Annotated in this window: 25 protein-coding genes; 12 read left to right on the top strand and 13 right to left on the bottom strand. The window is 33.4% G+C overall.

Translation table 11 applies throughout. The features are described 5' to 3' along the window. Positions 1-461 precede the first annotated feature (461 nt). A complete protein-coding gene (locus AC4FQ3_RS17150; RefSeq protein WP_491182652.1) occupies positions 462-1,763 on the top strand; it encodes a beta/gamma crystallin family protein in 1,302 nt (433 codons plus the stop codon). Positions 1,764-2,069: 306 nt separating this feature from the next. Here the strand turns inward: AC4FQ3_RS17150 and AC4FQ3_RS17145 are convergent, their stop codons facing one another. From AC4FQ3_RS17145 to AC4FQ3_RS17135, 3 genes are all read right to left on the bottom strand, one after another. Next, complete coding sequence (locus AC4FQ3_RS17145) at positions 2,070-3,071, bottom strand: NADP-dependent oxidoreductase (protein WP_491182651.1); 1,002 nt, start codon at positions 3,069-3,071, stop codon at positions 2,070-2,072. 22 nt (positions 3,072-3,093) lie between these two features. Continuing rightward, positions 3,094-3,861 carry an SDR family oxidoreductase gene (locus AC4FQ3_RS17140; RefSeq protein ID WP_491182650.1) on the bottom strand — a complete coding sequence of 256 codons (768 nt, stop codon included), beginning with the start codon at positions 3,859-3,861 and terminating at the stop codon, positions 3,094-3,096. Positions 3,862-4,016: 155 nt separating this feature from the next. Further along, the gene (locus AC4FQ3_RS17135; protein ID WP_456314529.1) at positions 4,017-4,607 is read right to left on the bottom strand and encodes a TetR/AcrR family transcriptional regulator; all 591 of its coding nucleotides are present in this window, start codon (positions 4,605-4,607) and stop codon (positions 4,017-4,019) included. Between the two features lie 268 nt (positions 4,608-4,875). Between AC4FQ3_RS17135 and AC4FQ3_RS17130 the strand changes: the two genes are divergently transcribed. From AC4FQ3_RS17130 to AC4FQ3_RS17110, 5 genes are all read left to right on the top strand, one after another. Continuing rightward, the gene (locus tag AC4FQ3_RS17130; protein ID WP_491182649.1) at positions 4,876-5,451 is read left to right on the top strand and encodes a porin family protein; all 576 of its coding nucleotides are present in this window, start codon (positions 4,876-4,878) and stop codon (positions 5,449-5,451) included. Positions 5,452-5,618: 167 nt separating this feature from the next. Next, a complete protein-coding gene (locus AC4FQ3_RS17125) occupies positions 5,619-6,677 on the top strand; it encodes a sensor histidine kinase (RefSeq protein ID WP_491182648.1) in 1,059 nt (352 codons plus the stop codon). Continuing rightward, positions 6,658-7,419, top strand: a complete 762-nt coding sequence (locus tag AC4FQ3_RS17120) for a LytR/AlgR family response regulator transcription factor (protein WP_491182647.1) — start codon at positions 6,658-6,660, stop codon at positions 7,417-7,419. The genes AC4FQ3_RS17125 and AC4FQ3_RS17120 overlap by 20 nt, the downstream gene beginning before the upstream one ends. Before the next feature lie 160 nt (positions 7,420-7,579). Then, positions 7,580-8,023, top strand: a complete 444-nt coding sequence (locus AC4FQ3_RS17115; RefSeq protein ID WP_491182646.1) for a DUF2141 domain-containing protein — start codon at positions 7,580-7,582, stop codon at positions 8,021-8,023. A 36-nt stretch (positions 8,024-8,059) separates the two neighbouring features. Further along, positions 8,060-8,749 carry a DUF4397 domain-containing protein gene (locus tag AC4FQ3_RS17110; protein ID WP_491182645.1) on the top strand — a complete coding sequence of 230 codons (690 nt, stop codon included), beginning with the start codon at positions 8,060-8,062 and terminating at the stop codon, positions 8,747-8,749. A gap of 54 nt (positions 8,750-8,803) precedes the next feature. Here the strand turns inward: AC4FQ3_RS17110 and AC4FQ3_RS17105 are convergent, their stop codons facing one another. From AC4FQ3_RS17105 to AC4FQ3_RS17095, 3 genes are all read right to left on the bottom strand, one after another. Beyond that, positions 8,804-9,265 carry a nuclear transport factor 2 family protein gene (locus AC4FQ3_RS17105; protein ID WP_491182644.1) on the bottom strand — a complete coding sequence of 154 codons (462 nt, stop codon included), beginning with the start codon at positions 9,263-9,265 and terminating at the stop codon, positions 8,804-8,806. Next, a complete protein-coding gene (locus AC4FQ3_RS17100) occupies positions 9,259-10,149 on the bottom strand; it encodes an MBL fold metallo-hydrolase (protein ID WP_491182643.1) in 891 nt (296 codons plus the stop codon). The genes AC4FQ3_RS17105 and AC4FQ3_RS17100 overlap by 7 nt, the downstream gene beginning before the upstream one ends. 84 nt (positions 10,150-10,233) lie before the next feature. Then, a complete protein-coding gene (locus tag AC4FQ3_RS17095; protein WP_073395143.1) occupies positions 10,234-10,815 on the bottom strand; it encodes a Crp/Fnr family transcriptional regulator in 582 nt (193 codons plus the stop codon). 177 nt (positions 10,816-10,992) lie between these two features. Between AC4FQ3_RS17095 and AC4FQ3_RS17090 the strand changes: the two genes are divergently transcribed. From AC4FQ3_RS17090 to AC4FQ3_RS17080, 3 genes are all read left to right on the top strand, one after another. Next, a complete protein-coding gene (locus AC4FQ3_RS17090) occupies positions 10,993-11,628 on the top strand; it encodes an outer membrane beta-barrel protein (protein ID WP_491182642.1) in 636 nt (211 codons plus the stop codon). A 512-nt stretch (positions 11,629-12,140) separates the two neighbouring features. Next, entirely contained in the window at positions 12,141-12,935 is a 795-nt protein-coding gene (locus tag AC4FQ3_RS17085) for a sensor histidine kinase (protein WP_491182641.1), read from the top strand. A gap of 8 nt (positions 12,936-12,943) precedes the next feature. Further along, the gene (locus AC4FQ3_RS17080) at positions 12,944-13,705 is read left to right on the top strand and encodes a LytR/AlgR family response regulator transcription factor (protein ID WP_491182640.1); all 762 of its coding nucleotides are present in this window, start codon (positions 12,944-12,946) and stop codon (positions 13,703-13,705) included. A gap of 91 nt (positions 13,706-13,796) precedes the next feature. Here AC4FQ3_RS17080 and AC4FQ3_RS17075 read toward each other — a convergent pair whose 3' ends face one another. The 3 genes from AC4FQ3_RS17075 to AC4FQ3_RS17065 form a co-directional block, all read right to left on the bottom strand. Then, the gene (locus tag AC4FQ3_RS17075) at positions 13,797-14,726 is read right to left on the bottom strand and encodes an NADP-dependent oxidoreductase (RefSeq protein WP_491182639.1); all 930 of its coding nucleotides are present in this window, start codon (positions 14,724-14,726) and stop codon (positions 13,797-13,799) included. Continuing rightward, the gene (locus AC4FQ3_RS17070; RefSeq protein ID WP_491182638.1) at positions 14,726-15,799 is read right to left on the bottom strand and encodes an alkene reductase; all 1,074 of its coding nucleotides are present in this window, start codon (positions 15,797-15,799) and stop codon (positions 14,726-14,728) included. Before AC4FQ3_RS17070 ends, AC4FQ3_RS17075 begins: the two co-directional genes overlap by 1 nt. Positions 15,800-15,922: 123 nt before the next feature. Beyond that, entirely contained in the window at positions 15,923-16,906 is a 984-nt protein-coding gene (locus AC4FQ3_RS17065) for a helix-turn-helix domain-containing protein (protein WP_491182637.1), read from the bottom strand. A gap of 189 nt (positions 16,907-17,095) precedes the next feature. Between AC4FQ3_RS17065 and AC4FQ3_RS17060 the strand changes: the two genes are divergently transcribed. From AC4FQ3_RS17060 to AC4FQ3_RS17050, 3 genes are all read left to right on the top strand, one after another. After that, positions 17,096-17,884, top strand: a complete 789-nt coding sequence (locus AC4FQ3_RS17060; protein ID WP_491182636.1) for an SDR family oxidoreductase — start codon at positions 17,096-17,098, stop codon at positions 17,882-17,884. Between the two features lie 89 nt (positions 17,885-17,973). After that, positions 17,974-18,267, top strand: a complete 294-nt coding sequence (locus AC4FQ3_RS17055) for a putative quinol monooxygenase (RefSeq protein ID WP_491182635.1) — start codon at positions 17,974-17,976, stop codon at positions 18,265-18,267. A 50-nt stretch (positions 18,268-18,317) separates the two neighbouring features. Next, positions 18,318-19,214, top strand: a complete 897-nt coding sequence (locus AC4FQ3_RS17050) for a helix-turn-helix domain-containing protein (protein ID WP_491182634.1) — start codon at positions 18,318-18,320, stop codon at positions 19,212-19,214. A gap of 868 nt (positions 19,215-20,082) precedes the next feature. Here AC4FQ3_RS17050 and AC4FQ3_RS17045 read toward each other — a convergent pair. The 4 genes from AC4FQ3_RS17045 to AC4FQ3_RS17030 form a co-directional block, all read right to left on the bottom strand. Then, positions 20,083-22,635 carry a hypothetical protein gene (locus tag AC4FQ3_RS17045; protein WP_491182633.1) on the bottom strand — a complete coding sequence of 851 codons (2,553 nt, stop codon included), beginning with the start codon at positions 22,633-22,635 and terminating at the stop codon, positions 20,083-20,085. A gap of 220 nt (positions 22,636-22,855) precedes the next feature. Next, entirely contained in the window at positions 22,856-23,536 is a 681-nt protein-coding gene (locus AC4FQ3_RS17040; RefSeq protein WP_491182632.1) for an aspartate/glutamate racemase family protein, read from the bottom strand. Positions 23,537-23,702: 166 nt separating this feature from the next. Then, positions 23,703-24,302 (bottom strand): AbiU2 domain-containing protein, encoded by a 600-nt coding sequence (locus AC4FQ3_RS17035; protein ID WP_491182631.1) that lies wholly within the window; start codon positions 24,300-24,302, stop codon positions 23,703-23,705. A 211-nt stretch (positions 24,303-24,513) separates the two neighbouring features. Then, positions 24,514-25,275 carry a hypothetical protein gene (locus AC4FQ3_RS17030; RefSeq protein ID WP_491182630.1) on the bottom strand — a complete coding sequence of 254 codons (762 nt, stop codon included), beginning with the start codon at positions 25,273-25,275 and terminating at the stop codon, positions 24,514-24,516. Positions 25,276-25,486 lie beyond the last annotated feature (211 nt).

Below are 25,486 nucleotides of genomic sequence, written 5' to 3'. Positions count from 1 at the left end.
AAAGTAGATTCTGAATCTGCTCTTTGCAGATATTTTCTTTGTTTTATTCTACATCTCCTATTTTCCTCTTTATTATTTCTCTTTTTTACATTGGGCATTATTAGAAATAATTGCCCTTAATTCTGCTATGCTTTCATCTTAAAATCAATAAAAACATTTTAAATGATTCCAAACTTTCACAGTTACTTTTAAATAGTCTTTAAAAGCATGGAATTAAACTCCTGCACAATAACCTTTTGTTAACAGTATCATAATATTTTCAGATAGTACGATTTCTCCTTTTAAGTACTTATATGCAAGTAAGAATTATAATTCAAAAGAAATCTGTCGACAAGATTTTCAAAAAACAAAGTTTCTACTGCTGATGAGTATTTTTTATTTCTCAGTTGGTTATAGCTATTAATAATTGCATCAAAATCAAGGAATTTCAAATTAGGTTATTAACATTAAAAACTAGAATTATGAAAAAACAGAATCGAAAAAAGGTTTTAAGTAAAGTATTTATTATTATATTAGGTGCCGTTACATTCTCCTGTCAGGACACAACATTGGATGAAGTACAAGAAACCAGTGTGACAAAAAAACAACAAAACACCAGCAAAATCAGTGCAGCAGCTATTTCTGATTTGGCAAGAAGATGGGCGCCTATACATTATAAAGATGTAGATGCAACTGGAACTTATGCCGAAGGAGGAAAATCAGATTATCTTACTGCAATTAATTATGACAATGACTGGAATGCCGAAAATAACTGGAATAACCTTCCTGCTTACGCCAATTCTTTAGCTGCTCATTGTTACTATTCGATAGTAGAATCAAATACACATTGGTTCATTACTTACGCATTCTTTTCTCCAAGAGATTGGACAGATAACCCACTTTTATACTCATTAGACCAACATGAAAATGATTTGGAAGGAGTATTAATGATTGTACAGAAAGATGGATCAACTTATGGTTCCTTAAAAGGAGCTGTTACAGTAAGCCATTCCGATTTCTTTTCTTACGTGCCATCCGGCAGTTCTTTTGTAAGCGGATTGGAAAGCGTTGACGGAACATTACAAATGAGAGACTATAACGGCGAATTGCATCCTATAACAGCACAAGATGCTAAGGGACACAGTCTTAAAGCCTGGCCTCAACATGATATAGATGGAGACGGAATTATTTACTACCCTTCTGCAAGCGGAACTGCACAAATACCAGCTGATAATTATGACAATTATGTAGAATATAAACTTGTTGATATTTTTGAAAGCGGAGGATTATGGGACCAAAGATTTAACACCGAATTATTTTCAAGCCCGGCTGGAGGATTTAAAGGAAACGATTTTAAAACTGGTGGCGCAAACGCTCCATGGGCATGGAATGACGGAAATGATGGAATTGTACAAGGAGGTGAATTTGCAACCGATCCTGCAAAATTAGCAGATAATTATTTTGATGGTGTAGGCAATTTATCCCGCACATATGTTGATAATAAATACAATACTTCAGCTGGTGGTATTGTAACAGTTTACCAAAATTGTAATTATACCGGTTATGCCATTGCTTTGCCTGTTGGTAATTACACATTAGATCAGCTAAAATCGTATGGTATTGTAAATGATGATTTGTCTTCTGTTCGCTTAGAAAATGGATACAAAATTACAATGTACCAAAACGACAATTTTGGAGGAGAATCTGTCGTAATAACAGGAAATAATGGTTGTTTAGGAAATTTTAATGATAAAGCAAGTTCTGTGAAGATTAGCGTTCTATAAACTGTTTTTACATTTTTTGAATATTAAATAGAGCCACTCGATTTGAGTGGCTTTTTTATGCAGAACTTATAGAAAAAATCAAAAATTTTTAAGTTTAGAACAAATCACATACTTCCAATTCAAAATAAGCATTCGGTTTTGGTTTAAATCAGTTAAATCCCATTCCCGAATTTAAATCATAATTGATTCTCGTTTAAATTACATTACAGGGCCACAATGAATGAAATCAAAAAAATTTCATTTATAACTATTCTGTAAGTTAGATGCTCATTTCAAATTGAAAATAGTGATCATTTTATAAAAAGATTATTTTATTTTAATAACAACCTTTCCTTTTGCACGTCCGCTTTCTACGTAAGACAATGCTTCGTTTGTTTTATCGAAAGGAAAAACTTTATCCATAACCGGTTCAATTATTCCGGCCTCAATAAGTTTGGTAATTTCATTTAGCTGATCGCCATCAGCTTTCATAAATAAAAAAGAATAGTCAACATTTTTAGCCTTTGCTTTTTTACGAATGCCAGAACTTATTAGGGAAAGAATTATTTTTACAAACCAGGGCGCTTTGATTTCTTTAGCAAAATCCGGAGTTGGCGGCCCGGAAATAGAAATTAGTTTTCCGCCTGATTTTAATATTCTTAACGATTTTTCGAGTGTTTCTTTGTCCTGACTATTTAGCACAACATCATAATTACTTAACCTGTTTTCAAAATCACTATTCTTATAATCAATAACGATATCAGCTCCGAGTTTTTCGAGTAAATCAAAACTTTTAGCGCTTGCAGTTGTAGCAACTGTGGCTCCCAAATGTTTTGCCAGCTGAATTGCAATTGTTCCAACACCTCCGGAACCAGCCTGAATAAATACTTTTTGCCCTTTTTTGATTTTTGCTTTTTCCACCAAAACCTGCCAGGCCGTTAGCGCCACTAACGGAATAGATGCTGCTTCTTCCATAGAAAGATTTTTAGGTTTAAGCGCAGCATCAGTTTCATTTATAGCAATAAATTCGGCAAACGTACCAATGCGTTGATCTCTTACTCTTGCATATACTTCATCGCCAACTTTAAACTTTGTTACATTTTTTCCGACTTTGCTAATAACTCCCGCAACATCATGTCCCAGAATTAACGGAAGCTTATAAGGCAAAATGAGTTTAAATTCTCCCGTTTTTATTTTAGAATCCAAAAGATTGACCCCGGCTGCGTGTATATCAACCAAAATATCCTGGTCTTTTACTTCCGGAACAGACATTTCTGTAAGCTGTAGACTTCCGTTTTTACTGTATTTATTAATTACAAATGCTTTCATTTTATAAACTTTAGAATTTTAGTTATTGTTTCAGGCTTGCATAAATCTTTTTAGGATTTACTAAATTGAAAGCCAGTTGTGGAAAAAACCTGTTTACCATATAAAGTAATTTTGCATCGCCTACCCTAATCGTGAATTTATCTTTTTTGATTCCCAAAATAAGCGTTTTCACCAACTGTTCCGGAGTCATTTTTTTATCATTTCTGTTCGCTGTCATTTCTGTTGCCACAAGAGGCGGAAGCAGTTCAAATACTTTTACATTGCTGCCCAAAATTTCTAAATTTTTTCTAAGCGTTCTGGTATAAAAGCTTAAAGCTGTTTTTGTTGCTGCATAAGTTGGTTCTTCTAAAGCGGGAACTATGCTCAAAATAGAGGTTGTATTTATTATAGCAGCTTCTTTTCTTGATTTCAGCATTTCTATAAAAAGGTTGTTTAACCTTATAACACCAAAATAATTAACATTCATTTCGTAAATCGCATTGTTCAAAATTTGGTCATTTGCAATTCCCAGATTAAGTGCAGGACTTCCAACCCCTGCATTATTATATAAAATATCGATCCCACCCAAAGAAACCACCTGATCAAAAAGTGCAATGGCATCTTCCTGATTTTCGACATCGCTTTTTATAATGGTTATTGACGGAAGCAGCTTTTTTGCAGCCTCTAATTTTGCCTGATTTCTACCCGTAATGATGACTTTGGCACCTTCATCTAAAAATTGCTTTGCAGATTCTAAACCAATTCCAGAACCTCCGCCGGTAATTAATATCGTTTTACCTTTTATATTCATTGCTCGATTTATTTAAAGAATTTAATTATGAATAGTGTGTTTTCTGTTGTTTTCATTTATATATATTTTCTGTTGTTTTTCTTTAAAATCACCTTTTTTAGACTTTTTAGTCTATTTTAAAATATACTTTTTAGTTTATTTTAAAATAAAAAAAATTAGATGACGTATTGTTCCAATTCAGACTTTAGGCTTTTAATAAGGCCTTGCATTGGTTTTGCTGTATCCATAACTCGGCACATTACAATTCCGCCTTCTACAGAAGCTACTAATTTGAAAGCGAAAACAACAGGATCAAGAGATTTGGAAAATTCGCCATTATTAATTCCTTCCTGAAGCAATGCTGTCAATTCCTGTTGACCGATTCTAATTACCTTAGCCACTTTTTCTTTTATAAAAGGATAATTATCATCTGCTTCTACAGCGGTGTTAAATATCGGGCATCCACCGGAAACATACGTTTCAATAGGGTTTTTATAAAAATCTAAAAATGCAAATATTTTACCTTTTATTGTTTTTCCTTTGTAAACTGCAGCCCTGATTTTATCAGAAACCATCTTAAGCGATAAGTCAATTACTTGTGCAGACAAATCTTCTTTGTTTTCAAAATGTCCATAAAGACATCCTTTTGTAAGTTTTGTAGCTTCAAGGATATCATCAATATTAACTCCCGAAATACCTTTCTCATTATAAAGAGGTATTGCAGTTTCAAGTATAAATTGTTTTGTTCTTTCTGCCTTTGTAAGCATTGCACTTTTTAAATTAGATTACAAATATACTAAAAAGTATATTTTAAAACACAAAAATATTAAAAATTTAGCCTTTTATTAATTTTTATTCCTGATACAAAATAGAAAAATTCAACCATCGTGAAAAAAAGAAATGACAATAACGTTTCCCGGCACATTTTGTCCGTTTGAGCCAATTTTTTAACTGTTCAGAATTTATTGCCTTTTATGTTTGCATCATCAAATTAATAAAAGGCATAAAGCCTCATAACATTAAAATATATAAATCATGAAAAATTTATTTTTGCTCTGCATTGTTCTGGTATCCTCAAGCGTTTTTAGTCAAAGTATTTTTGACAGGCTTCATTTTGGAGTAAAAGCCGGAGGTAATTACAGCGATTTTTCGAATGCTAATTTTGATACAGAAGGGCTTCCCGGATTTCATGCCGGTGCTATTATCGCCTTTGACATTAATGAAAAATGGTCTGTTCAGGAAGACTTTTTATTTTCTACCCAAGGTGCCAAAATAAAAGGAGGCTTCTCTGATGGAAAAGATCTGAAGTTATCGTATATCTCTGTACCTATTGTTTTAAAATACAAAACCAGTTTCGGTCTTTATTTTGAAGCTGGTCCTCAAGTTGGTATATTGGCCTCAGAAGATTTTAAGGAATTGACCAACGACGATTTTGCAGAAAAAATTGATGCAGGAATGGTTGGCGGAATTGGTTATCAATTTCCAAATGGGCTTGGTATTGGCGCGCGTTATTATTATGGCTTAACAGATATCAGTAAAATAAAATCGACTACTATAAATACTGATTTTCAAAACAATATGTCGCAGGTCAGTCTTTTTTACATTTTTTAAATTTAGAAGATTTCCTTTTTATATTCAAATAGTAAATAATACTTCCTGACTTTAACAGGAAGTATTATTTGTTTATCAAAAATCTTATAACGGCTATTATTTTTTGTACTTTTCCTCCATTTGAATAAAGAAAAACTAATGCTGAATAAAAATGTAAAACCATATAAATGAACAATATATCAAAATCTTTCTCTCCTTTAATTTTGAGGGAAATTTATAAAATGAACTTATTTCTAACGTTCTTAATATCGTTTATTGCTTTATTTTTTCTGGTTATATTTAAAAATTCAGCTCTTCTTGTTGTGGTAATGACCTTAAAAAGTTTTTTTTACATTCTTCTGGTTACTTTTTCACTTTCTGCTATTTTAGAATTATGTGTTATAAAATTTCCCAACGACATTTCTAAATTTAGGCTCTGGCGTTACGGTGCGAGTTTTTGTAGTTCGATTATATTGGAAATGCTTTTGTGGCCTTTTTTTGCTTATATGGCAGATATTTCATGGCGTCATGATGATTTAGAACTTATTGCCACTTTTTTAACCGAGGCACTATTTGTTGCTACATTAGTATTGCTGCTGCAGGATTTTGCTATTTTAAGATTGGCCAAAACAAAAGCCGAAATGGAAAATTCGAAACTACAGCTTCGTACGGCCGAAGCAGAAAATTTGCTTTTAAAACAGCAGATTCATCCGCATTTTTTATTCAATTCGCTCAACACTTTAAAAGCACTTTACAAAAAAGACCTTACACTTGGAGAACATTATTTAATACAGCTTGCCGGCTTTCTGCGCGCTGCCGTATCGCTTAACGACAGTATGGTTACGACGCTTGAAGAAGAATTGGATTTTTGCCAAAACTATCTGGAAATGCAGAAAATGCGTTTTGGTGAAGCCTTAGAATGGGATATTAAAATCAATGATCCGGAAATGCTAAAAAGCACCGTTCCTACTTTTTCACTTCAGCCATTGGCAGAAAATGCGATCAAACACAATCGTTTTACCAAACAACAGCCTTTGCATATTAAAATAGAACAAAAAGGGGATTATATATCAGTATCTAACACCATAAACACAAAAGAAGCTGGTGAAACATCTTTAAAAAGCGGTTTGGCAAATCTCGCAGAACGATGCCTGATTTGGTCCGGAAATGAAATTATAATTAATAACGATGGCATTACCTTTTCTGTAAGCTTTAAAGTAAATACCGATGAAAATCATAATTATTGAAGATGAATCGCTTGTAGCCGAAGATCTTGCCAACAGCCTGAAAAACTGCAATGCCGAAATTGAAATTACAGCCTTTTTGGGATCTGTAAAAGAAGCTATTGCTTATTTCAAAAACAATCCTCAGCCAGATCTTATTTTTAGCGACATACAATTGGGCGACGGTTTGAGTTTTGAAATCATAAAAGCGGTACCTCTTCATGTTCCCGTTATATTTTGTACGGCTTTTAACGAATATGCACTTGATGCTTTTAAAGCAAATGGTATTGAATATATCCTGAAACCCTTTAGTGGAAACGAACTGGAAGCCGCTTTGGGCAAATTTCAGAACATGCAAAAATTAATGAGCGGCCAGCTTGCGCAACAATACCAAAAGGCAATGGAAACGATCTCAAACCTGCAACAACCTGTTAGTGAAACTATAATGGTAAAATACAGAGATCGCCTGCTTCCTTTTACGCTGGATAAAATTGCACTTTTTTATGTCGAAGCAGAAACGACGGTCATGCATGCTCACAATGGTAAAAGTTATATTTTGACCGAAAGCCTGGAAGATCTGGAAAAAAGAACCAATAAATTCTTCTTTAGAATGAACAGGCAACAACTCGTTAACCGAAACGCCATAATTGACGTAACAGATTATTTTCCCAGAAAATTAAAAGTAAACCTTGTATTTCCTTTTCATAAAGATGTTTTTGTCAGCAGAGAAAAAAGATCAAAAGTATTGGCCTGGCTGGCAAGTTAATCTTCAAATTCAAATAAAATTCCCCCACTTTTCCATCTATTATCACACATTATTTCAGGCATAACGCCTCAGCCGTAATATTGTCCGTTTGAACTTATTTTTTAGGCTTTTAAAGCAATTGCCCTGTTACTTTCGCAGAGCAATCTTAAATTAAAATGTGATGATTAAAATCAAAATTCCCAATGCAGCGCGGCTTATAACGCTGATCGCGATTTTGTGCTTCAGCAGTTCGTACGGGCAAAATACCCAGATTAGAGTTTCGGAAATTCGATCCGGAAAAGGACAAATTATACTCAACGTTTTCAAAAATAACGAAGATTATCAGGAAGAAAAAGTTTCTAAAAAACTGGTATTCGAAAAGAAAATTGAAAACGGCTCCATGATTATTAATTGTACGCTGGAACCCGGAACATACGGCATTACTCTTATTGATGATGAAAATAAAAGCGGAGAACTTAACAAAAACATGTTAGGAATACCAAAAGAAGGTTTTGGTTTTTCTGATTTCTTCATGGAAAAAATGAAAAAACCCGCTTTTGATGATTTTAAAGTCAATGTAAAAAATCAAAACAACAAAATTAGCATCAGAGTAAAATACATGTAATCAATTAAAAACGAAGTCAAACTAAAATTAAAAATTATGAAAATTAAAAAAAACCTTACCACAATTGCTGTAAAAATAATGGCTATTACAGCCCTGATTGTAGTGTCATCATGTGATAATAACGAAGTGGATCCGTTTGGTTCTGCAAGGCTTAAAGTCGTAAATGCAGCTCCTAATGCGGGTTCTCAAAAATTTGTTATGGCAAATATTCCTTACATAGGCAATCTGAGCTATTTAGAACATTCTGTATCGTATCACGATGTAGCGGTGGGCAATAATTTAGTAAGTCAGTTCAGGGATGAAAATGATAACGATTTGTATGCCTCAGAAGAACTTGATCTGGATGACGATAAAAGATATACCGTATATTTAACGGGAGAATCAAGAGACGACGCAGAGGTGAGACTTTATGAAGATAACGTCAGCGCGCCATCTAGTGGAAAAGCAAAGATAAAATTTATCCATTTAAGTTCGGGAGCGCCAAGTAATATTGATTTTCTGGACGGACAAGGCAACAGTCTTGTATCAAACCTTGTAAGATACAGCCAAAGCGGTTATTCAGAAATTAATGCCGGATCTGTAAGCATTCAGGTTCGCGGTACAGGAGGATCCGAAAATCTGGCGACATTATCAGCAACTGATTTTGCGGCCGGAAAAGTTTATACTGTTTTTATATCAGGATCTGTAGCATCAGGATATACAGTGACCCAGCTTTCGCAGAATTAAATCATAAAAAAAAGAGCTGTTTATCGACAGCTCTTTTTTTTCAAAAATTATAAATTACTTCATTGCATCGTTAACAGTCTGACTGTCTACAAATTGCTCAAAGCTTACTATTTTCCCCTCTTTCAATTTCCAAATGTGTGCTACTCTGGCTGCAAACAACTTATTTGTTTTTTTATAAGTACCCGTATAAGTTCCAAAAGCCACTACTCTATCCTCGTTTGCAACATAATCTTCCGGAGTAAATTTGTAGTCAATCCACTCACTTCCTAATCTGCTAAAAACATTTTTGGTAATGCTTTCCAGACCTATATAAGTTCCTGCATACGGAAAACCTTTGGCTTCTGTCCAGGAAATATCATCTGCAGCATATTCAGCTAAATTTTTTCCGTTTTCTTCTGAAGTTTTTCCTTCGTAAGTACTTTTTATGATTTCAAGATTTGTCATTGCTTTTTTATTTAAAGAACAGCCTGACAATGCCAAAACTATCATCAGGCCAGAGCTTATTAGTTTTACCATTTCATTTCTCCGGTATTTACTTTTGCTCCAATCATCAAAGCAGTTTCAAAAGTAAGTGCAGGATATTTTGTTTTTAAAGCCGTGATTAAAGCTTCAGAGGTTTTATTGGTTTTTAAAGCTTCTTCGTAAAACTGAATATAACTTTTGGTATGATTTACAGCAGCAATATCAAATGGAGAATTTGAATTGGCATGCGCCGGAATTACAATTTCAGGATGCAAAGCCGTAATTTTATCTAAAATCGAAATCCAGCTTTTACGTTTTTCTGGGTTTTGTGCATCTGCCATCCAAAGATGAAAAGTAGTTCCGAAAACATTAATTCCGCCAACAACGGCTTTGATAGAAGGAATCCAAACAAAAGTCTCAGCCGGAAATTCTTCCAAACCTACAATTTCTAGTTTCTGACCTTCTAATTCGATGCTGTTTCCTTTTAAAACCTGAGGTAAAATTACATTCGAAGTAATGTTTTTACCAAGTCTCTCGCCCCATACTTCTAATTTCTTTTGAGATGTGGCTTTAATGTGTTCTACCGTTGAAGGAGATGCATAAACAGTTACTTCCGGGAAATATTTTTTGAATACTTCCAATCCGAAATAAAAATCAGGATCGCCGTGAGATACATAAATTGTCGTTAGTTTTTTGCCGCCTGCCTTAATTTCCTGTGCTACTTTTTCGGCTTCAGCCAAAGTAAACTGCGCATCGATCAAAACGGCATCAGTTTTTCCGGACACAATTACTGATGCTACACCAAAACTATTTTCTGATGCGTTGTAAACCTGAAGTTTGAGATTTTTAGTTTCAATAATTTTGAAACTTTGTGCTTGTGTTTCCATATTAAATAAGATTAAAATTGTTGTAAGTAGTATTGTGATATTCTGTTTCATTTTGTTTGGTTTAAATTAACCCTGCAAAGATGAAACCTTATGCAATCTCAAAACATTAAACTAGTTTAATAAAGCAATGAAAACTTATTTTTTCAGCGCAATTTTCTTTCGAATATTACTCAAAAAAACATTGGTAATACCCAAATAAGCAGCAACTTGAATATTGGAAAGACGCTGAATAAGCTGTGGATATTTTTCTGAAAACTCAATATATCTGGACTCTGCTGTTTTGCTCAGATTATCGATCATTCTGCGTTGCAGGGCGACATGTGTTTTTTGCGTCATAACCCGAAATAGCTTCTCAATTTCCGGCATATTAGAATAGGCAAATTCTTTATCTTTTTTAGATATTAAAAGCACCTCACTATCTTCAAGAGCTTCTATAAAAAGCTGTGATGGTGTTTCGTTAGTAAAACTGTCAATATCTGTAATCCACCAATTTTCAATTGCAAAATACAGTATTTGCTCAAAGCCATCCTTGTCGATATGATAAACCCGAAAAAGTCCTTTTATAACAAATCCTTCAAATTTGCATACTTCACCCTCCCGAAGTAAAAAACTTCTTTTTTTGATTATTTCATGTTGAAATAAATTGCAAAATGCTTCTGTTTCAGGATTTGAAAGAGAAATATGTGCTGCAATATTTTTTTGAAGAAGTTCTGTCATCTCATTTAATATCTGATAAAGTTACAAACTGTTTTTCCATCTTCTTTAAATAAAAACAAAAAAATTGAGTTCAGGTATTTTTAAATTCAGCAGCCAATTTAACGGGTTGGGTAAATTATTTCAATACCAATAATTAACCTGAAACTATCTTCGTCATTAATCTTAAAATTTATACTAATGACAAAGTTACTGACTACCTTTTTATTATTTTGCGTAACGTTATTAATGGCACAAACCGAATCAGATTCATTATCTGAAAAATTCTCCGTTGATTTTGGAGGTTCGTTTGGTGTTTTCGCCCCTTTCAAAGGATCCAGCAAAGGTTTTCCTAATGATAAAAACCAGCTTGGCTCTAATGGTGTAACTTTCCTTCAGCTAAACTATAAAGAGCATTATTTTGCTAAATTACAGTTCGGACAAACAGCGGTGTCTTATAAATCTATTCAAAACTCTAATGGTTTTAATTCCATCATAGATTCAAAAGCAAACAGCACTACGATAGGCATCAATCTTGGATATCAATATAAAATCAAACATTGGCAGCCTTTTGTAATGCTAGGGTCAGGTACCTCTTTTATCGACTCTCCTAAAACATCGCTGATAAATGAAAATACGATAAGCTACACTACTAAAACCGGTAATTATCTCTACATCTCAGGAAGTGTTGGTGTTAATTATGTATTCAACAGGTATTTTATTGTTTCTCTTGAAGGACAAGCCTCTACACTCCCAACGGCGCCTTCGGGTTCTGATACACATTTAAGCGGTATGAGTATGCAGCTCGGGTTAAAATCATATCTTTTTAGTTTTTAATAATGTATGTGCATGATAATTTCTGTCTATAAAACAAACGTTAACACAAAATCTAAATTAAGAAAAGCAAAACCTGTTCTTAATAAAGTACTTTTGGATTCTAAATGGAATTTTGATTTAGAAGATTGTGACAAAATTTTAAGAGTTGAGAGTAACAAAAGCTGCTCTGAATTTTTAATAACAGAACTTTATAAAGTTGGAATACACTGTGAAGAATTATTTTAGATGTAATAACCAGGTCATAGTAGTACACTTTTATTATTAATATTATGTATGTAAGGCGCTATAAATATTTACGTTTATATGGGTATATAGTTTTTACTGTAATCCTGTATCTAATACTAATACTCCTTAATTCTGACGAGAGTAATCTTCAGGGATGGAAGTTTTATACTCTAATGGATTTTATTATTGAAGGATTATTTTGTTTGATCTTTACAGTAGTATTATTTGAAACCGGTCTTTGGATATCGCAAATTTTTACTAAAAAATCAGTTTCGAAAAAATATAATTTGTCAAGATTTATTTTTCAGCTGCTGCTTCACATCGTTATTGTAAGTATTCTCGCCGTTCTGTTTTTTAATATTGATCTTCCTCAAAAATATGGCTATGACGACCTTCTTTTAAGACGAGTATTAATCATTGGCAGTATATTTTCTATATTAATAACTACAGGTTTAACCGCCGAACAACTTTTTTTTAAATGGAATGAAAGCAAACTTGAAGCTATAGAAAACAAAAAACAGGCATTACAATCAGAACTTAATGCTTTAAAACTTCAATTAGATCCGCATTTTTTATTTAACAACCTAAGTACACTTACTTCATTGATTGAGGAAAACCAAGCTACTGCTGTGTTATATGTCACCAATCTTTCTGCAGTTTATCGGTATGTTTTGTCCAACAGAAATAAAAATCTGGTTGTTCTAAAAACGGAATTGGATTTTATAACCGAATATTTGTTTCTGTATCAAATCAGGTATGGATCTTCTATCGATATTCATATCGAGGAAAATAATTCTAATTTAAGTAAATTTATACCGCCTTTAACTTTACAGCTTTTGATTGAAAACGCAATAAAGCACAACTCTTTTTCCTCAACGACGCCGCTTCTTATCAGCATTAGTTATGAAGATCAATGGATAATAATACAGAATAACAAGTCGGCTAAATTTACCAAAGAACCCAGCGAAGGAATTGGTCTGGCACATATTTACCATAGTTATAAAATAATAGGCAGCACGCTTCCTGTGGTCAATGATTTTGACACAATATTTGAAGTTCGAATACCTTTACTTACCAATTAAAGTACTTTATGATAACAGTTCTAATTATAGAAGATGAAGCTGCCAATGCTGCAAGACTGCAAAAAATGCTTTTACAGTCAGAAGAAGAAATTGTAGTTACAGCAGTTTTACAAACAGTGCGCGAGAGTATTGCATGGCTTGAAAAAGAAAAAAGTCCTGACATTATTTTTATGGATATTCGCCTTACAGATGGTCTTAGTTTTGAAATCTTCAATCAGGTGAATATTAAGTCGTATGTTATTTTTACAACTGCTTATGATGAATATGCCTTGCAGGCATTCGAAGTAAACGGAATAGATTATCTTTTAAAACCTATCGAACAAAAAAAATTGAATTCGAGTATCAAAAGAATTAAAAGTTTTATAGCTCCTGAGCCTGACAACATTGTTGTGGATATTTTAAAAAAAATGCGCTTACATAAAGAGATTTACAGATCACGATTTTTAATTAACTATAAAGATTTATTCATTACAATCCCCAGTACTGATATTGCCTATTTTAGTTCTGAAAATAAAATAGTATCTCTTACCACACATTCCAACCAAAGATATGTCATCAAGCAAACGCTCGATGAATTAATACAAGAATTAAATCCCAATGATTTTTTCAAAGTGAGCAGAAACTATATCGTTTCTTTAAAATCAATCCATAAACTATCCCAATCTTTTGATTATAAACTAAAACTGGAGCTCACTCCGGCAATTAGTGAAATAATACTGATAAGCAGAGAGCGCGGCATTTCTTTTAAAAACTGGCTTGACAGCAAATGATTTTGGGGTTTCAATTAATTAGAATAAACAATCTGATATAAAACAAAAAAGCCACTCGTTAGAATGGCTTTAATCTCAAAATTATTTATTTTTATTCCTGATCTGCAACAAGCACAACTTTGCCGTTTACGCCGCCAGCTGTTAAGAAATCCTGAGCTATTGCGGCTTCTTCAAGCTTAAATGTTTTGGAAACAATTGTTTTGAATTTCCCCGCTTTTATCAAATCAATTCCGTTTTGTAAAGTCCTGGCAGAAATGTCAGAAACCACAAAAGAAGCTTTTACATTGTATTGTTCTGCAAGCTCTTGCGATGGCGGCATAGCGATACTCAAAAGTTTCCCACCATGTTTTAAAACTTGAAAAAGCTTTGCCTGAGCTTCGCCTCCGGCTGTATCTGCAACTAAATCAACATCTTTTGCAATACCTGAAACGTCCTGTAGTTTATAATCAATCACTTCCTCAGCACCAAGGCTTTTGGCTAATGCCACACCGTTTCCAGAGGCTGTTGCAATAACGTATGCGCCGGCTGCTTTTGCCATTTGCACCATTGCACCACCAACCGCACCGGCACCGCCCTGAATTAAAACTTTTTGACCTTTTTCTAATTTTCCTTCTGTAAATAAAACAGATTGAGAAGTACCGATATTAACAACTATCGAAGCTCCTTCTTCAAAAGACAAACCTTCGGGTTTCAGCAAAACAAAATTTTCGTTTGCAGTCGCATATTCTGCGTAAGCATTTTTCCAGGTAAGAGCAATAACCTCATCTCCAACTTTAAATTTTGATACACCTCCGCCAACGGCAACAATTATTCCTGAAGCTTCACCACCGGGTATAAACGGCATTTCTACAGGACGGATTTCCTTCATTAATCCCATTCGTATTTTCATATCTATTGGATTCACACCTACTGCTTTAACCTGAATTAAAACATCATTTTCATTTTGAATTGATGGTATCGAAACCTCAACCAGTTCAATCACAGCTGAACTTCCGTAATCTTTGTATTGAATTGCTTTCATTATTTTGAAGTATAAAGTGGATAATCTATATAACCTGTTTCACCCGGAGAATACAATGTGCTGAAATCTACATCGTTGAGGGAAAGATTTTTTTCAATGCGTTTTACAAAATCGGGATTAGCGAGAAATCCTCGACCAAAGGCAACAAGATCTGCAGAATTGTCTAACAGTTTTTCTTCGGCTGTTTCTGCTGTAAGTCCATTACAAATTATGATTGTATTGGTAAATACGGCACGGATTGCCTTATATGTTTTTTCCGGAATTTCAGGATTGGTCGAAAGATGAATATAGGCGATTCCTAATTTATCCAGTTCACTGCTTAGATAAGTATAGGTTTGATGCACTTCTTCTGAATCATACGCAGCCTGATCACTTAATTGAGAAAACGGAGAAAAACGAATTCCGACTTTATCCGAACCGATAGCTGCTGCAATTGCTTCTGAAATCTCTAAAATAAGTCGGCTTCTGTTGATAAGATTGCCACCGTAAGGATCTGTCCTGTTATTTACATTTGGATTTAAGAATTGTTCCAGTAAATATCCATTGGCACCATGAAGTTCTACACCGTCAAAACCGGCAAGAATTGCATTTTTAGAAGCATTTACAAAATCTTCAATAACACGCGTTATCCCATCTAAACTAAGCGCCAACGGAACGGAATGTTCCTGCATGCCCAGAGAATCAGTAAAAATTTCACCTGCCGCCTTGATATCCGAAGGTCCTACGGGCAGAATTCCGTTTGGCAAATTGGCAACATGAGCGATACGCCCGGTATGCATTAACTGCAGAAAAATTTTTGATCCATTTTGATGTACAGCATCTGTAACTTTTTTCCAGCCTGCAACCTGCGCTTCAGAATAAATTACGGGAATACGCGGATATCCTAATCCTTCGGGACTTGGCGAGGTACCTTCGGTAATAATTAAACCAGCACCAGAGCGTTGTGCATAATAGTTTGCCATGAGTTCATTTGGAAGATTGTCTATAGCTCTGCTTCGGGTCATCGGCGCCATTACCAGATGATTTTTAAATTTTATAGTGCCTTTCTCAAAAGGCGTAAGTAACTTTTTCATTTTGTTCTATTTAATTATAGGAACAAATTTAGAAGTTAATATATGGGTAAAATAACCAAAAAAGACACAAGAATAGTCCTATCCGACAGTTACATTTTTAATATCGAAGATGAAAAATGATACTTATATAGTATAAGAAAACTTTTTGGGTGTGATGCCGTACTGCTTCTCAAATAATCTGCTGAAATGACTCAAATTCGAAAATCCCAACTCGTAACCCACTTCAGAAACAGAATGTTTGGCTTGTTTTAACAGAAAAGCCGCTTCTTCCATCCTTGCCTTTTGATAATAATTATAGATGGTATCTCCAAATGTCTGTTTGAAGAGCTGCTTGAGTTTCGTTTCGCTCATTGAAGCAATAATAGCTAATTCATTTAGAACCGGCGGAGTACTAAGATCATTCAGTATTTCGTTGCGAATGACTAGAAGTTTTTGTGCATCGTTACTATTTATATTCTTAAAAGTCGTGTTCTCCCGAAGTGATAATTTACTAAAAAGCAAATACATTAATTCCTGTACTTTAATTTGTACATAAAAATTATTCATAGAATTATTCATGTCGACTGATACAATATTTTTAAGAAGCAACTGCATTTCAGGATCCAAATTTTCGAAAAAAAGAAAAGAAGCGTCTTCAGCAGTAATAGTTTGTATTGTAGTGTTAGGCTTTTCTATAGATAAAACCGAATGCAATCTGCTGGCAGTAATACCCACTACAACATACTGAATATTGCTTCCGGCAGGAAAACGAATTTCTGTTCGCAAATCATTTGTAGAAAGAATGATAGAAGAATCATTCTTTTGAAAAAAGGGGATATTTTCCTCGTTATTACATTTAACTTCAAGATCTTCTTTATTATTATAAAAGAAAATAGTTCGCACATTATTCGCCTTTACTGCCGGATTACGTTTAAGAATTAAATCTTCCTTTAATATATACCGATGAATCGTTAATTTAAAATCATCCCCAAAACCAACTTTACGCACATAACCTTCACCCAGGCTTGCAGGAATTTGCAATACATTATCTCGCACAGGAACATTTATTTGTTTTGAAAACAAAGTTATAAAGTCAAAACCCGGTGCTGCTGTAAATTCAAAAATCATTAGGAAGCTATAGAGAATACTAAATTACTGCAAATAATTATATTTTACTCTTTATAAACTCATTTTATAATTGAAGTGATTGCCAAAAAACAAATTGTAAAAATGTATCACGTCTTCCGACTTTTGTATAAGTACTAACGATGACCCGTGTTCTAAATTTGCCTCATTATTAATCATATAAAGAATAAAATGAGCAAAACAATTTTAATTACAGGAGCATCTTCAGGTTTTGGATTGATGCTGGCTAATGACCTTCACAAAAAAGGGTTTAACATAATTGGAACAAGCCGCGAACCAGAAAAATACAAAGTTCCGTTTAAATTAATGCGTTTGGATATTGACGACGATAATTCTATTAATGAATTTAAAGAAAGACTCTCTAAAGAAACCAAACAACTGGATGTTTTAGTAAACAATGCCGGTTTTATGATAACGGGTATTGCAGAAGAAACGCCTATTGATGTAGCCAGAAAACAATTTGAAACCAACTTTTGGGGAACCGTTAAAGTAACAAATGCAATTATACCTTATTTTAGAAAACAAAAATTTGGACAAATTATTACTGTTAGCTCGATTGTTGGATTGATTGGACCTCCAAATTTATCGTACTATTCTGCTTCGAAACATGCTGTAGAAGGATATTTTAAATCATTACGTTTTGAGTTGAATCAGTTTAACATTAAAGTTAGTGTTGTAGAGCCTGTATGGTTTAAAACAAATTTAGGGCATAATGCCATTTCTTCAACAGGAAATATCGGGGATTATAATACCTACAGAAAACTTGTCAATACAGCTACTCAAAAAGGTTTAGACGAAGCAGAATCTCCAGATGCCGTTGCTAAAATTATCACTAAACTAATTGGCACAAAAGAACCTAAGTTTAGTAATCCGGTTGGTAAAATGTCGGGAATGATTGTTTTTCTGCAGCATTATGCACCAAAAATGTTTGAAAACTCGATACTAAAAAGTATTAAATAAAATAACCTGACAAACACAAATTAATAAATGTATAGTTGGAATGTTTTAAGATTGTTTAGCATTCCAATTTTATATTTAAAACAAGAAAAATGAAAAATGAAATTATAACAAACGCCGTACTTAAAATAGATCCTCAATTTATCAATGAAGTACTTCCATTTGCAATCGAAACCAGGAATCATATTTTACTTGAAGAAGGATGCGAAAGTTTCATATTGATGAGAAAAACAGATGAACCTAATACACTCGTAATTTTTGCTGTTTATACCTCAAAACAAACTTATGACTGGCATCTTGAGCAAGATTATGTGAAAAGTTTTTTTGCTTTTTTGAATGGAAAACTGACGGATGCCCCAGAAGTAACTTATCTTGAAGAAATTTGAATAGTGATAAATTTTAAAGCGTAGATTTATAATGTATAAAACTGTAAAGAATGAAAAATTACAAAACGATAAGTGAACTCTATATTTCCAATGGATTTCCACCACCTGAAAATCCTTTGCTTGGTTTGGTGACGTTTGAAGAACTAAAAAACTGCACGTTTACTGAAACAGAATTCACAATGAATTTTTATAAAATAGCTTTAAAGAAAGTAAAATCAGGAACCATTTTATACGGAAAAACCAAGTACGATCATGATAACGGTTCGATGGCATTTGTAAAACCGGGTCAGAAAATTACAATGAGCGATATTGAGTTAACAGAAAAAGGCTTTATGATTTATATTGATGAAGATTTTTTAATGAATACCAATCTTTATTCAGAAATAAAAAAATATGGCTTTTTTGATTATGAAGTAAACGAAGCTTTGCACTTATCACCCAAGGAAGAAGAAACCATTTGGGATTTGTTTCATAAAATAAGACTGGAATATTACAATAACCAGGATGATTTTAGTAAAGATATTATGCTGACTCATATTGACTCTATCCTAAAATATTCGCAACGCTATTACAAACGACAATTCTTAAACAGAACCTCAATATCCGGAACAATAATTACCAGGTTTACGGAGATTCTTAAGTTTTATTTCGAAAGTGGAAAACTTCAAAAGGAAGGATTGCCAACCGTAAAATATATGGCAACACAACTATCATTATCTGCAAGATATTTAAGCGATTTATTGAAACAGGAAACTGGTAAAACAGCTTTGGAGCACATCCATATTTCTTTGGTTACAGAAGCCAAAAATCTCTTGTTGAGTACAAACAATACAGTAGCTGAAACAGCCTATCAACTAGGTTTTGAGAATCCTCCTTATTTTTCCAGATTATTTAAAAAAGAAGTTGGATTAACGCCAACAGAATATCGTGAACAGTTTTTGAATTAATAGAGGAATCTTTGATTTATTATAAACAAAAAAGCCACTCAAACGAGTGGCTTTTGATGTGATCCCAGAAGTTTTCGAACCCGCGATCCTTTATAAGAAAAGACATAATTATTTTACAAATTTGAAATATTAATTATAAAACATAAGTATCTAAAAATCAGCGTTAATATACTCTTAACACCAGTAAAGAAAGGATATTCGAGTAATATGCTTCAATTTACTTTTCTATTTTACAACACGCTAAAAATCAAAAGATTAATTAATCATTTTCAAAACAGCTCAAATTTTAAGGGCAAAATCGTGGCAATTTGAAATGTGAATTTTTGAAAGGCTTGAAATTACTGGGTTTAAACCAGAAGGTTCGAATCTCTAATACAAAACAAGAGCTTCAAATTTCTCTGAAACTCTTGTTTTTATTTTTACATTTTAATTGATTTTTTTGAGAAAACTCATTCTTTATCTGTTCTTATTTGATTGTTGTTGAACTGAGGCTATGAATTGATTTATTTCTATACAAATCTGCCTCTTAAAGGAAAATCCTGAATGGTAATCTCATCGAGAAAACCTTTGGAAACCAATTCGAAAGCATTGAATTCTTTTGGAGGTTTTATTTTTACTTCAAAATACAGATGCAATACTTCCTCTGTGTTGGTGGTGGAAACCACATCAAGTGATCTACTAAAAAATCAAGAAGCATAAATTTTAAAAGCTCTATTGGAGTCATGTATAATTCTTAGACTGCAAATTTCTGATTTTATTTTGATATTTCTCCCCAGGTTTTGTTCTTGATCCAAAGAATGTTTTCAGAAAAAAATGTTTCCAGAAAGGAATAATCTAAGCCAAATATCAAAAAAAGCTCCATATCCATTTATAGGTTGTCACTGCAGAATATATTGTAAAATATCCTCTTTAACCTCTCATCCTGATTTTTAACGATATGCTTCTGAACTTCTCTTTTGAGTAGAACATCATGTTTTTTCATATGCCTGTAATAGTACATGGACCCATATCCATCTATCCAGTAGGGATTAAATTTGGAATAGTCAAATGAATCGATATCCAGAAGCCAGTCATAGTAATTTGAAATGCCGGCTAATCTGGTTAAACAATCATCTGGAAAGCTCAGCTCATATTTAAATGCAATATTAAAAAATCCATCCAGAATATCATTCCTATTAAAATCCGGATCATTTGGACTGTCAGCTGCACGCGCATCTTTATTATTGTGCGGAATGCTTATAGCGGCCGCATACATATCAAAGTACTCTTTAAATCTACAGTCAAATAATTCGTAAATCAGCATCATATGGCATAGATCGGAATCATACTCTTTATTAAGTTTCTCTTCTAGCAGTTCACTTAAAAACTTCTTTTGCAGCGGAGCCAGCACAGCAGCCAAAGTGACTTGCAGGTGATGCTCATTATAGGTATCATTGGAAGCACTTTCTAAACGGCCTGTTATAATTTTAAACTGCTCATCGCTTAAATCTAAAATTATTTTATTGTAATGTAGTTCGTCTAAAAAAGCAATTAATTTACTCAGGTCGTAAAGCTCTTCTCTTGCAACGGCATAAAATACAAATCTAATAAGATCGCTTTGGCATATACCGGTGCATTTCCTAATAAAAAAATCGTAGACACTTTTATAAGCAAACCTTTCGGAAATTATACTGCTCTCTATTACCTTAAATATATTCCCGGTAAGAATCGACAAATCTTCGCATTCCAATTTCAGCACACCGGAAAAAAAGACAAAATTCAGGAAAATATTCTTATATCTTTCTTTAAAATTGGAAACAAAATTTTGATCATTTTCCTCCAAAAATACATTTAGTTCCGAAGTAGAATTAGCCGCAAAATTTGAAAACAGCCTGACAAACTGATAGTCCTGATCCTCATACTTTTCATACTCAATTTCATATAAATTGTAGCGCTTTAAATACTTTTCAAACTGGTTTTTATCACCATATTCAACAAGATGGTAGAGATGAAAATCGTTTAAGCTTTTAATTTTATTGCGCCCGCCTTCAATACTGTAGGAAGCCAATAAAGCTTTAAATAAATTATGTATTATCTGTTTGTAATCTGAGTATTCATCATAAACTATATAATTTTTTGAAATAAAGCTGTGAAGTGTTGAATATTCATAGTCCAGTTCATTCTCAAAATTAACAGAGTTCTGGATGCCTCTGAGATGACTGTAATAAAATTCCTCAATTTTATCAGTATAAGACTGGATTATTTCCTTTGCCGAAGTAAAAAAAGAACTGCGCACAATGGTATCTTTTAATTCCTGGTCTATACCGTCCACTTCTATCTCATCAAGAGAAATGCTTTTCAGTTCTTGGACTATCTCATTTTTTTGTGCAAGCCCATAATAGCCCCATTCAATAAATTTTCCCAGATGAAGTAAATTATGCTGCGCGATGAGATAACTTATTTTTCTATCTTGTTCCAATGCCCTAACGCTGGCCATCTGAAATAGATCTTTTGCCCGAAGATAATCTCCTATTTTATAATAAAAATATCCCTGCCTCTGAATTTCTTCAAGGGGGCTTTCATCCGATACAATTGGAAGCTTGCTAAAAACTTCAATAAATTTGAATTTTTCAAAATGATCGACATAATCAACAGGTTCCTGCACTCTATTGATTATTGTCTTTACTTCTCCATACTTTGTTCCTAAAATGGTTCGTATGCCATTTTCACTGAAGGTTCTTGTAATAAAATCCAGCATATGGAACTGCGTCCTGTCCTGGGAAAAATTATCGACAAGCCTATCGTCTTTAAATTCAAGATCGGCAAAAAGCTTATAAAAATTCTCGTTGTAGCTCCTGTAGGTAAAAACGCTTCTGCGGGAATAATCATTTAATCCGCGTTCCAAAACATTCTGATTTAAAAACATCCGGGAATGCAGTATTCTGATATCTCTGAATCTTACCGATAAGAAATCATAAACCTGCTTTACAAAGGGATCTTGCCTGTTTATAGGAATTAAAGTGGTGAGTGACTTGGTATTTCCATAGTACAGTTCCAGAGAATTTCTCAAAAATTCATAATAATTGTCAAAAATATCGCCTTTAATGTACCTGGTTAATCTGTCCCAGCTCCAGTATTCCACAGCAATATTATGCTCGATAGATAGTTTTATGCACTCTGCGGCCAGATGAGTATCATTTTTGTACGTGGATGCAACTATAAACTTTTTAAAGTGGCCGCCCATAGCTTCATTAAAACTTTTAAAACGGTCCAGCTCATTTTTAAAGTCCGTTAAAAGTTCCTCTCTGATTTTTTGGTCTGCCCTGGTTATAATTTTATGCTTGCATTGGATAACAGTAGCTTTTAATGAAGAATAGATGTCGATCCCGTACTGATTCTGTCCTTTACGCCCAAATAGATCATACGTATTGGTCTTTTCCATATCATTAAAAATGTCGCAGACAAATTCTTCAAATATTCGGTCATTTACAATTGGAAAAAATTGAAAATTTGAAAGATTCTTCATCTGTAGGTTTTTAATTTAGTTTCTAAAATTAAGATAATAAGCTTACTTGTATAGATATATCACATATAAACTCTGCAAATCAGCATGCCTGTGCCGTTTTTATAAAAATTGTGCAGCTGTAGCAGTCTTAAATGTTTCAGCAGGTTATAAAATCTACGATCGCCTGTGAATGGATTTTTGTAGTGTCAAACACAGGAATTTCAAAATCATCCTGGCTAAGCAGCATTGGGATTTCTGTACAGCCCAGTACAATACATTGCGCTCCATCTTCCACAATGTCTTTTACAATTTCTATATACTTTTTCTTTGTTTCAGGGTTTATAACCCCTGCACCCAGTTCTTCCTTTAACGTATATTGTATATATTCCCTTGTTTCAGGTTTTTCTGGTATTAAAACCTCAAGTCCGGACAATTCAAACTTGCTTCTGTAAAAATCCATTTCCATTGTAAACTTTGTACCTAAAAGTCCAATTTTTTTACACCCATTTTTATTTATCGCTCTGGCCGTCTCTGCAACTATGTCGATTACCGGCAGATTAATCTCCTTCTGAAGTCGTTCAGCGTAGAGATGTGCCGTGTTGGCAAACAATGCAATTCCGTCGGCTCCACTTTTTCTTAAACTTTCACAGGCATTTAGCAGCAGATCATATGATTTTTCCCAGCTTCGAGCCTGGATATCTCCAAAGTTTAATGAATAGATAATACACTCCGCAAAATTTAATCCCCCTAACTTTGCATTCACTCCTTCATTTATAAACTTGTAATAGTCTAATGTAGATGTCCAGCTTATTCCTCCAACCAATCCTATTTTATTCATTTTTTTCTCGTGATGTAATAATTCAGCAGCCACGGCAAACATGTTGTTCAGACGGCACGTTTAGTGCTAAATTAATCCCATTATTCCAATCTGCCAAATCTCGCAGCCATTAAAGCATCTTCCCCTAAAGCGAGCAAATTCGAGGCAGCAGCTGTTATGGCGAGATTTAAATTGTATCTTCCAAATCTTTAAAGTAATCGTCGTAGAATTGAACTTTTACCATCAGCTGTTCAAGGCTGTCTAAAGGTTTGCCTAATGGAAAATCAAAAAAAAATGATTTTTCAAAGACTTCTTCATAGATCTTATTAAAAATATATTTTGAAAGTGAGAGCAGATCTTCCATTTTAGAAAGTTCTAAACTGATAAAGTTTTTATAGTCTTCATCTTGATGAGCATAATGTTTGTTTCTAAGATCTATAAGCTCTTTTACTAATTTCCTACTTGACTTTAACTGTTCGTTACATATTTTAAGATTTTCTTTATCAATTAAACCATCAAATTCCTGAGTGGCATTGAACTTCTGAAGCAGCTTCTTTAAACTGTATCGCTCATTGTGGTTGTATAATTTTGAAAGTTCGATTATACCAATTCTGTAGAAGTTAGCCGAAACGAAAGGAAAAAAATAGCTGAAATTTTTCTCCCACCTTATTGCCGGAGATTCTTCGTGATATTCAGTTTCTAAAAATTTCACAACATCAAATGAAGATTTTGCAAGTAAAATAATCCTTGAAATTACTTCTAAATCTATTTTAAGTTTATTTTCCATTGAATGTTCCTTTAATACGAATGGACTTCTGCCCTTTATCTTAAGACGGCTTTATGCTACAATAACTTTGGATAACAAATCAATATAAACACTTTAATTTTTATTTACGAATTCCATAAATTCCAGCTAACCGCAATCAAATTAGGCAAAAAATTTGTTAATTCCTCTATTTATTATTTCAATTTAAGAACAGAATTTCTACGAGTAAAATTTAATGCACCCTTACGATTTGAGATTCTGGAAAATCAACATCAAGATATTTCCTTATAATTCCAGTAATAACATCAATACGCGTTCCGATAATTAAGGATCTGTTCTTAACCGGCCAATCAGTCATAATTGCTGTTAATTTAGGTTTTATAATTCCCGAAATTAAATGTGATGGATCTGTATACCATAAACCACAGCCGCTAATACCATGAAGATAAGGTCCCATTCCAAAAGTATTATTCCTGACATTGTAGACAGATTTTTTATTGTAAGTTGCCACAGCATTAACATCCGGATTTCGATTTAATTTAGAATATTCATCTATTTTTGCTGGAGAAGTAAAATAAAAAAATGTAGTGGCATCAAAAATATCGGTCTTGTATAAAACTTTAGATTTAGTTGCGGGGTAACCCAATAAGGTGTAACACTCCCCATCTTTGAATGTATGGTTGATTTCTAAATCATCAGCCTGCAGAAAACTGTATCTTCTTAAAATATGCGAGACACAATAATCATCTAATTTCAAAACAGCCACATCTACTCCATCCTTGTCCCTATCTGCCGGATCATTGTAAAAAGTTGTGCCTCCTGGCTTAATAATTTCATAGTCTTCTGATAAAAAAATAAATAAATCCCTATACCTATCAAAAACATGAGCAGCAGAAACAAGAAAATAGTGGTCTTGGATCTGAATAAATACACCTGTCCCATGAATTTTATAATTAGACGTATCGGTAAGAAGCATGCAGGTGCAGCTTCTCATTGAACCTAGACTAGCTAATTGTAGCTCTCTGTATAATTCTTCCGGTGTTTTCATGTACCAAAAAAGTTAATTAAAAAATTGATTTTAATACTAATGAAATTTCATTTTAAAATGATTTAATATTTCATCATTACCAGAATTTTTCAAGCTCATATCTTTAATTATTAATTGCAGTTTGACTGACGCAAAAAGTTGAGTTAGTACTAAATAT

This window comes from Flavobacterium sp. AK-345, assembly GCF_058310175.1.
Note: the sequence above shows the minus strand (reverse complement) of the source record. Positions and strands in the feature narration are given on the sequence as shown.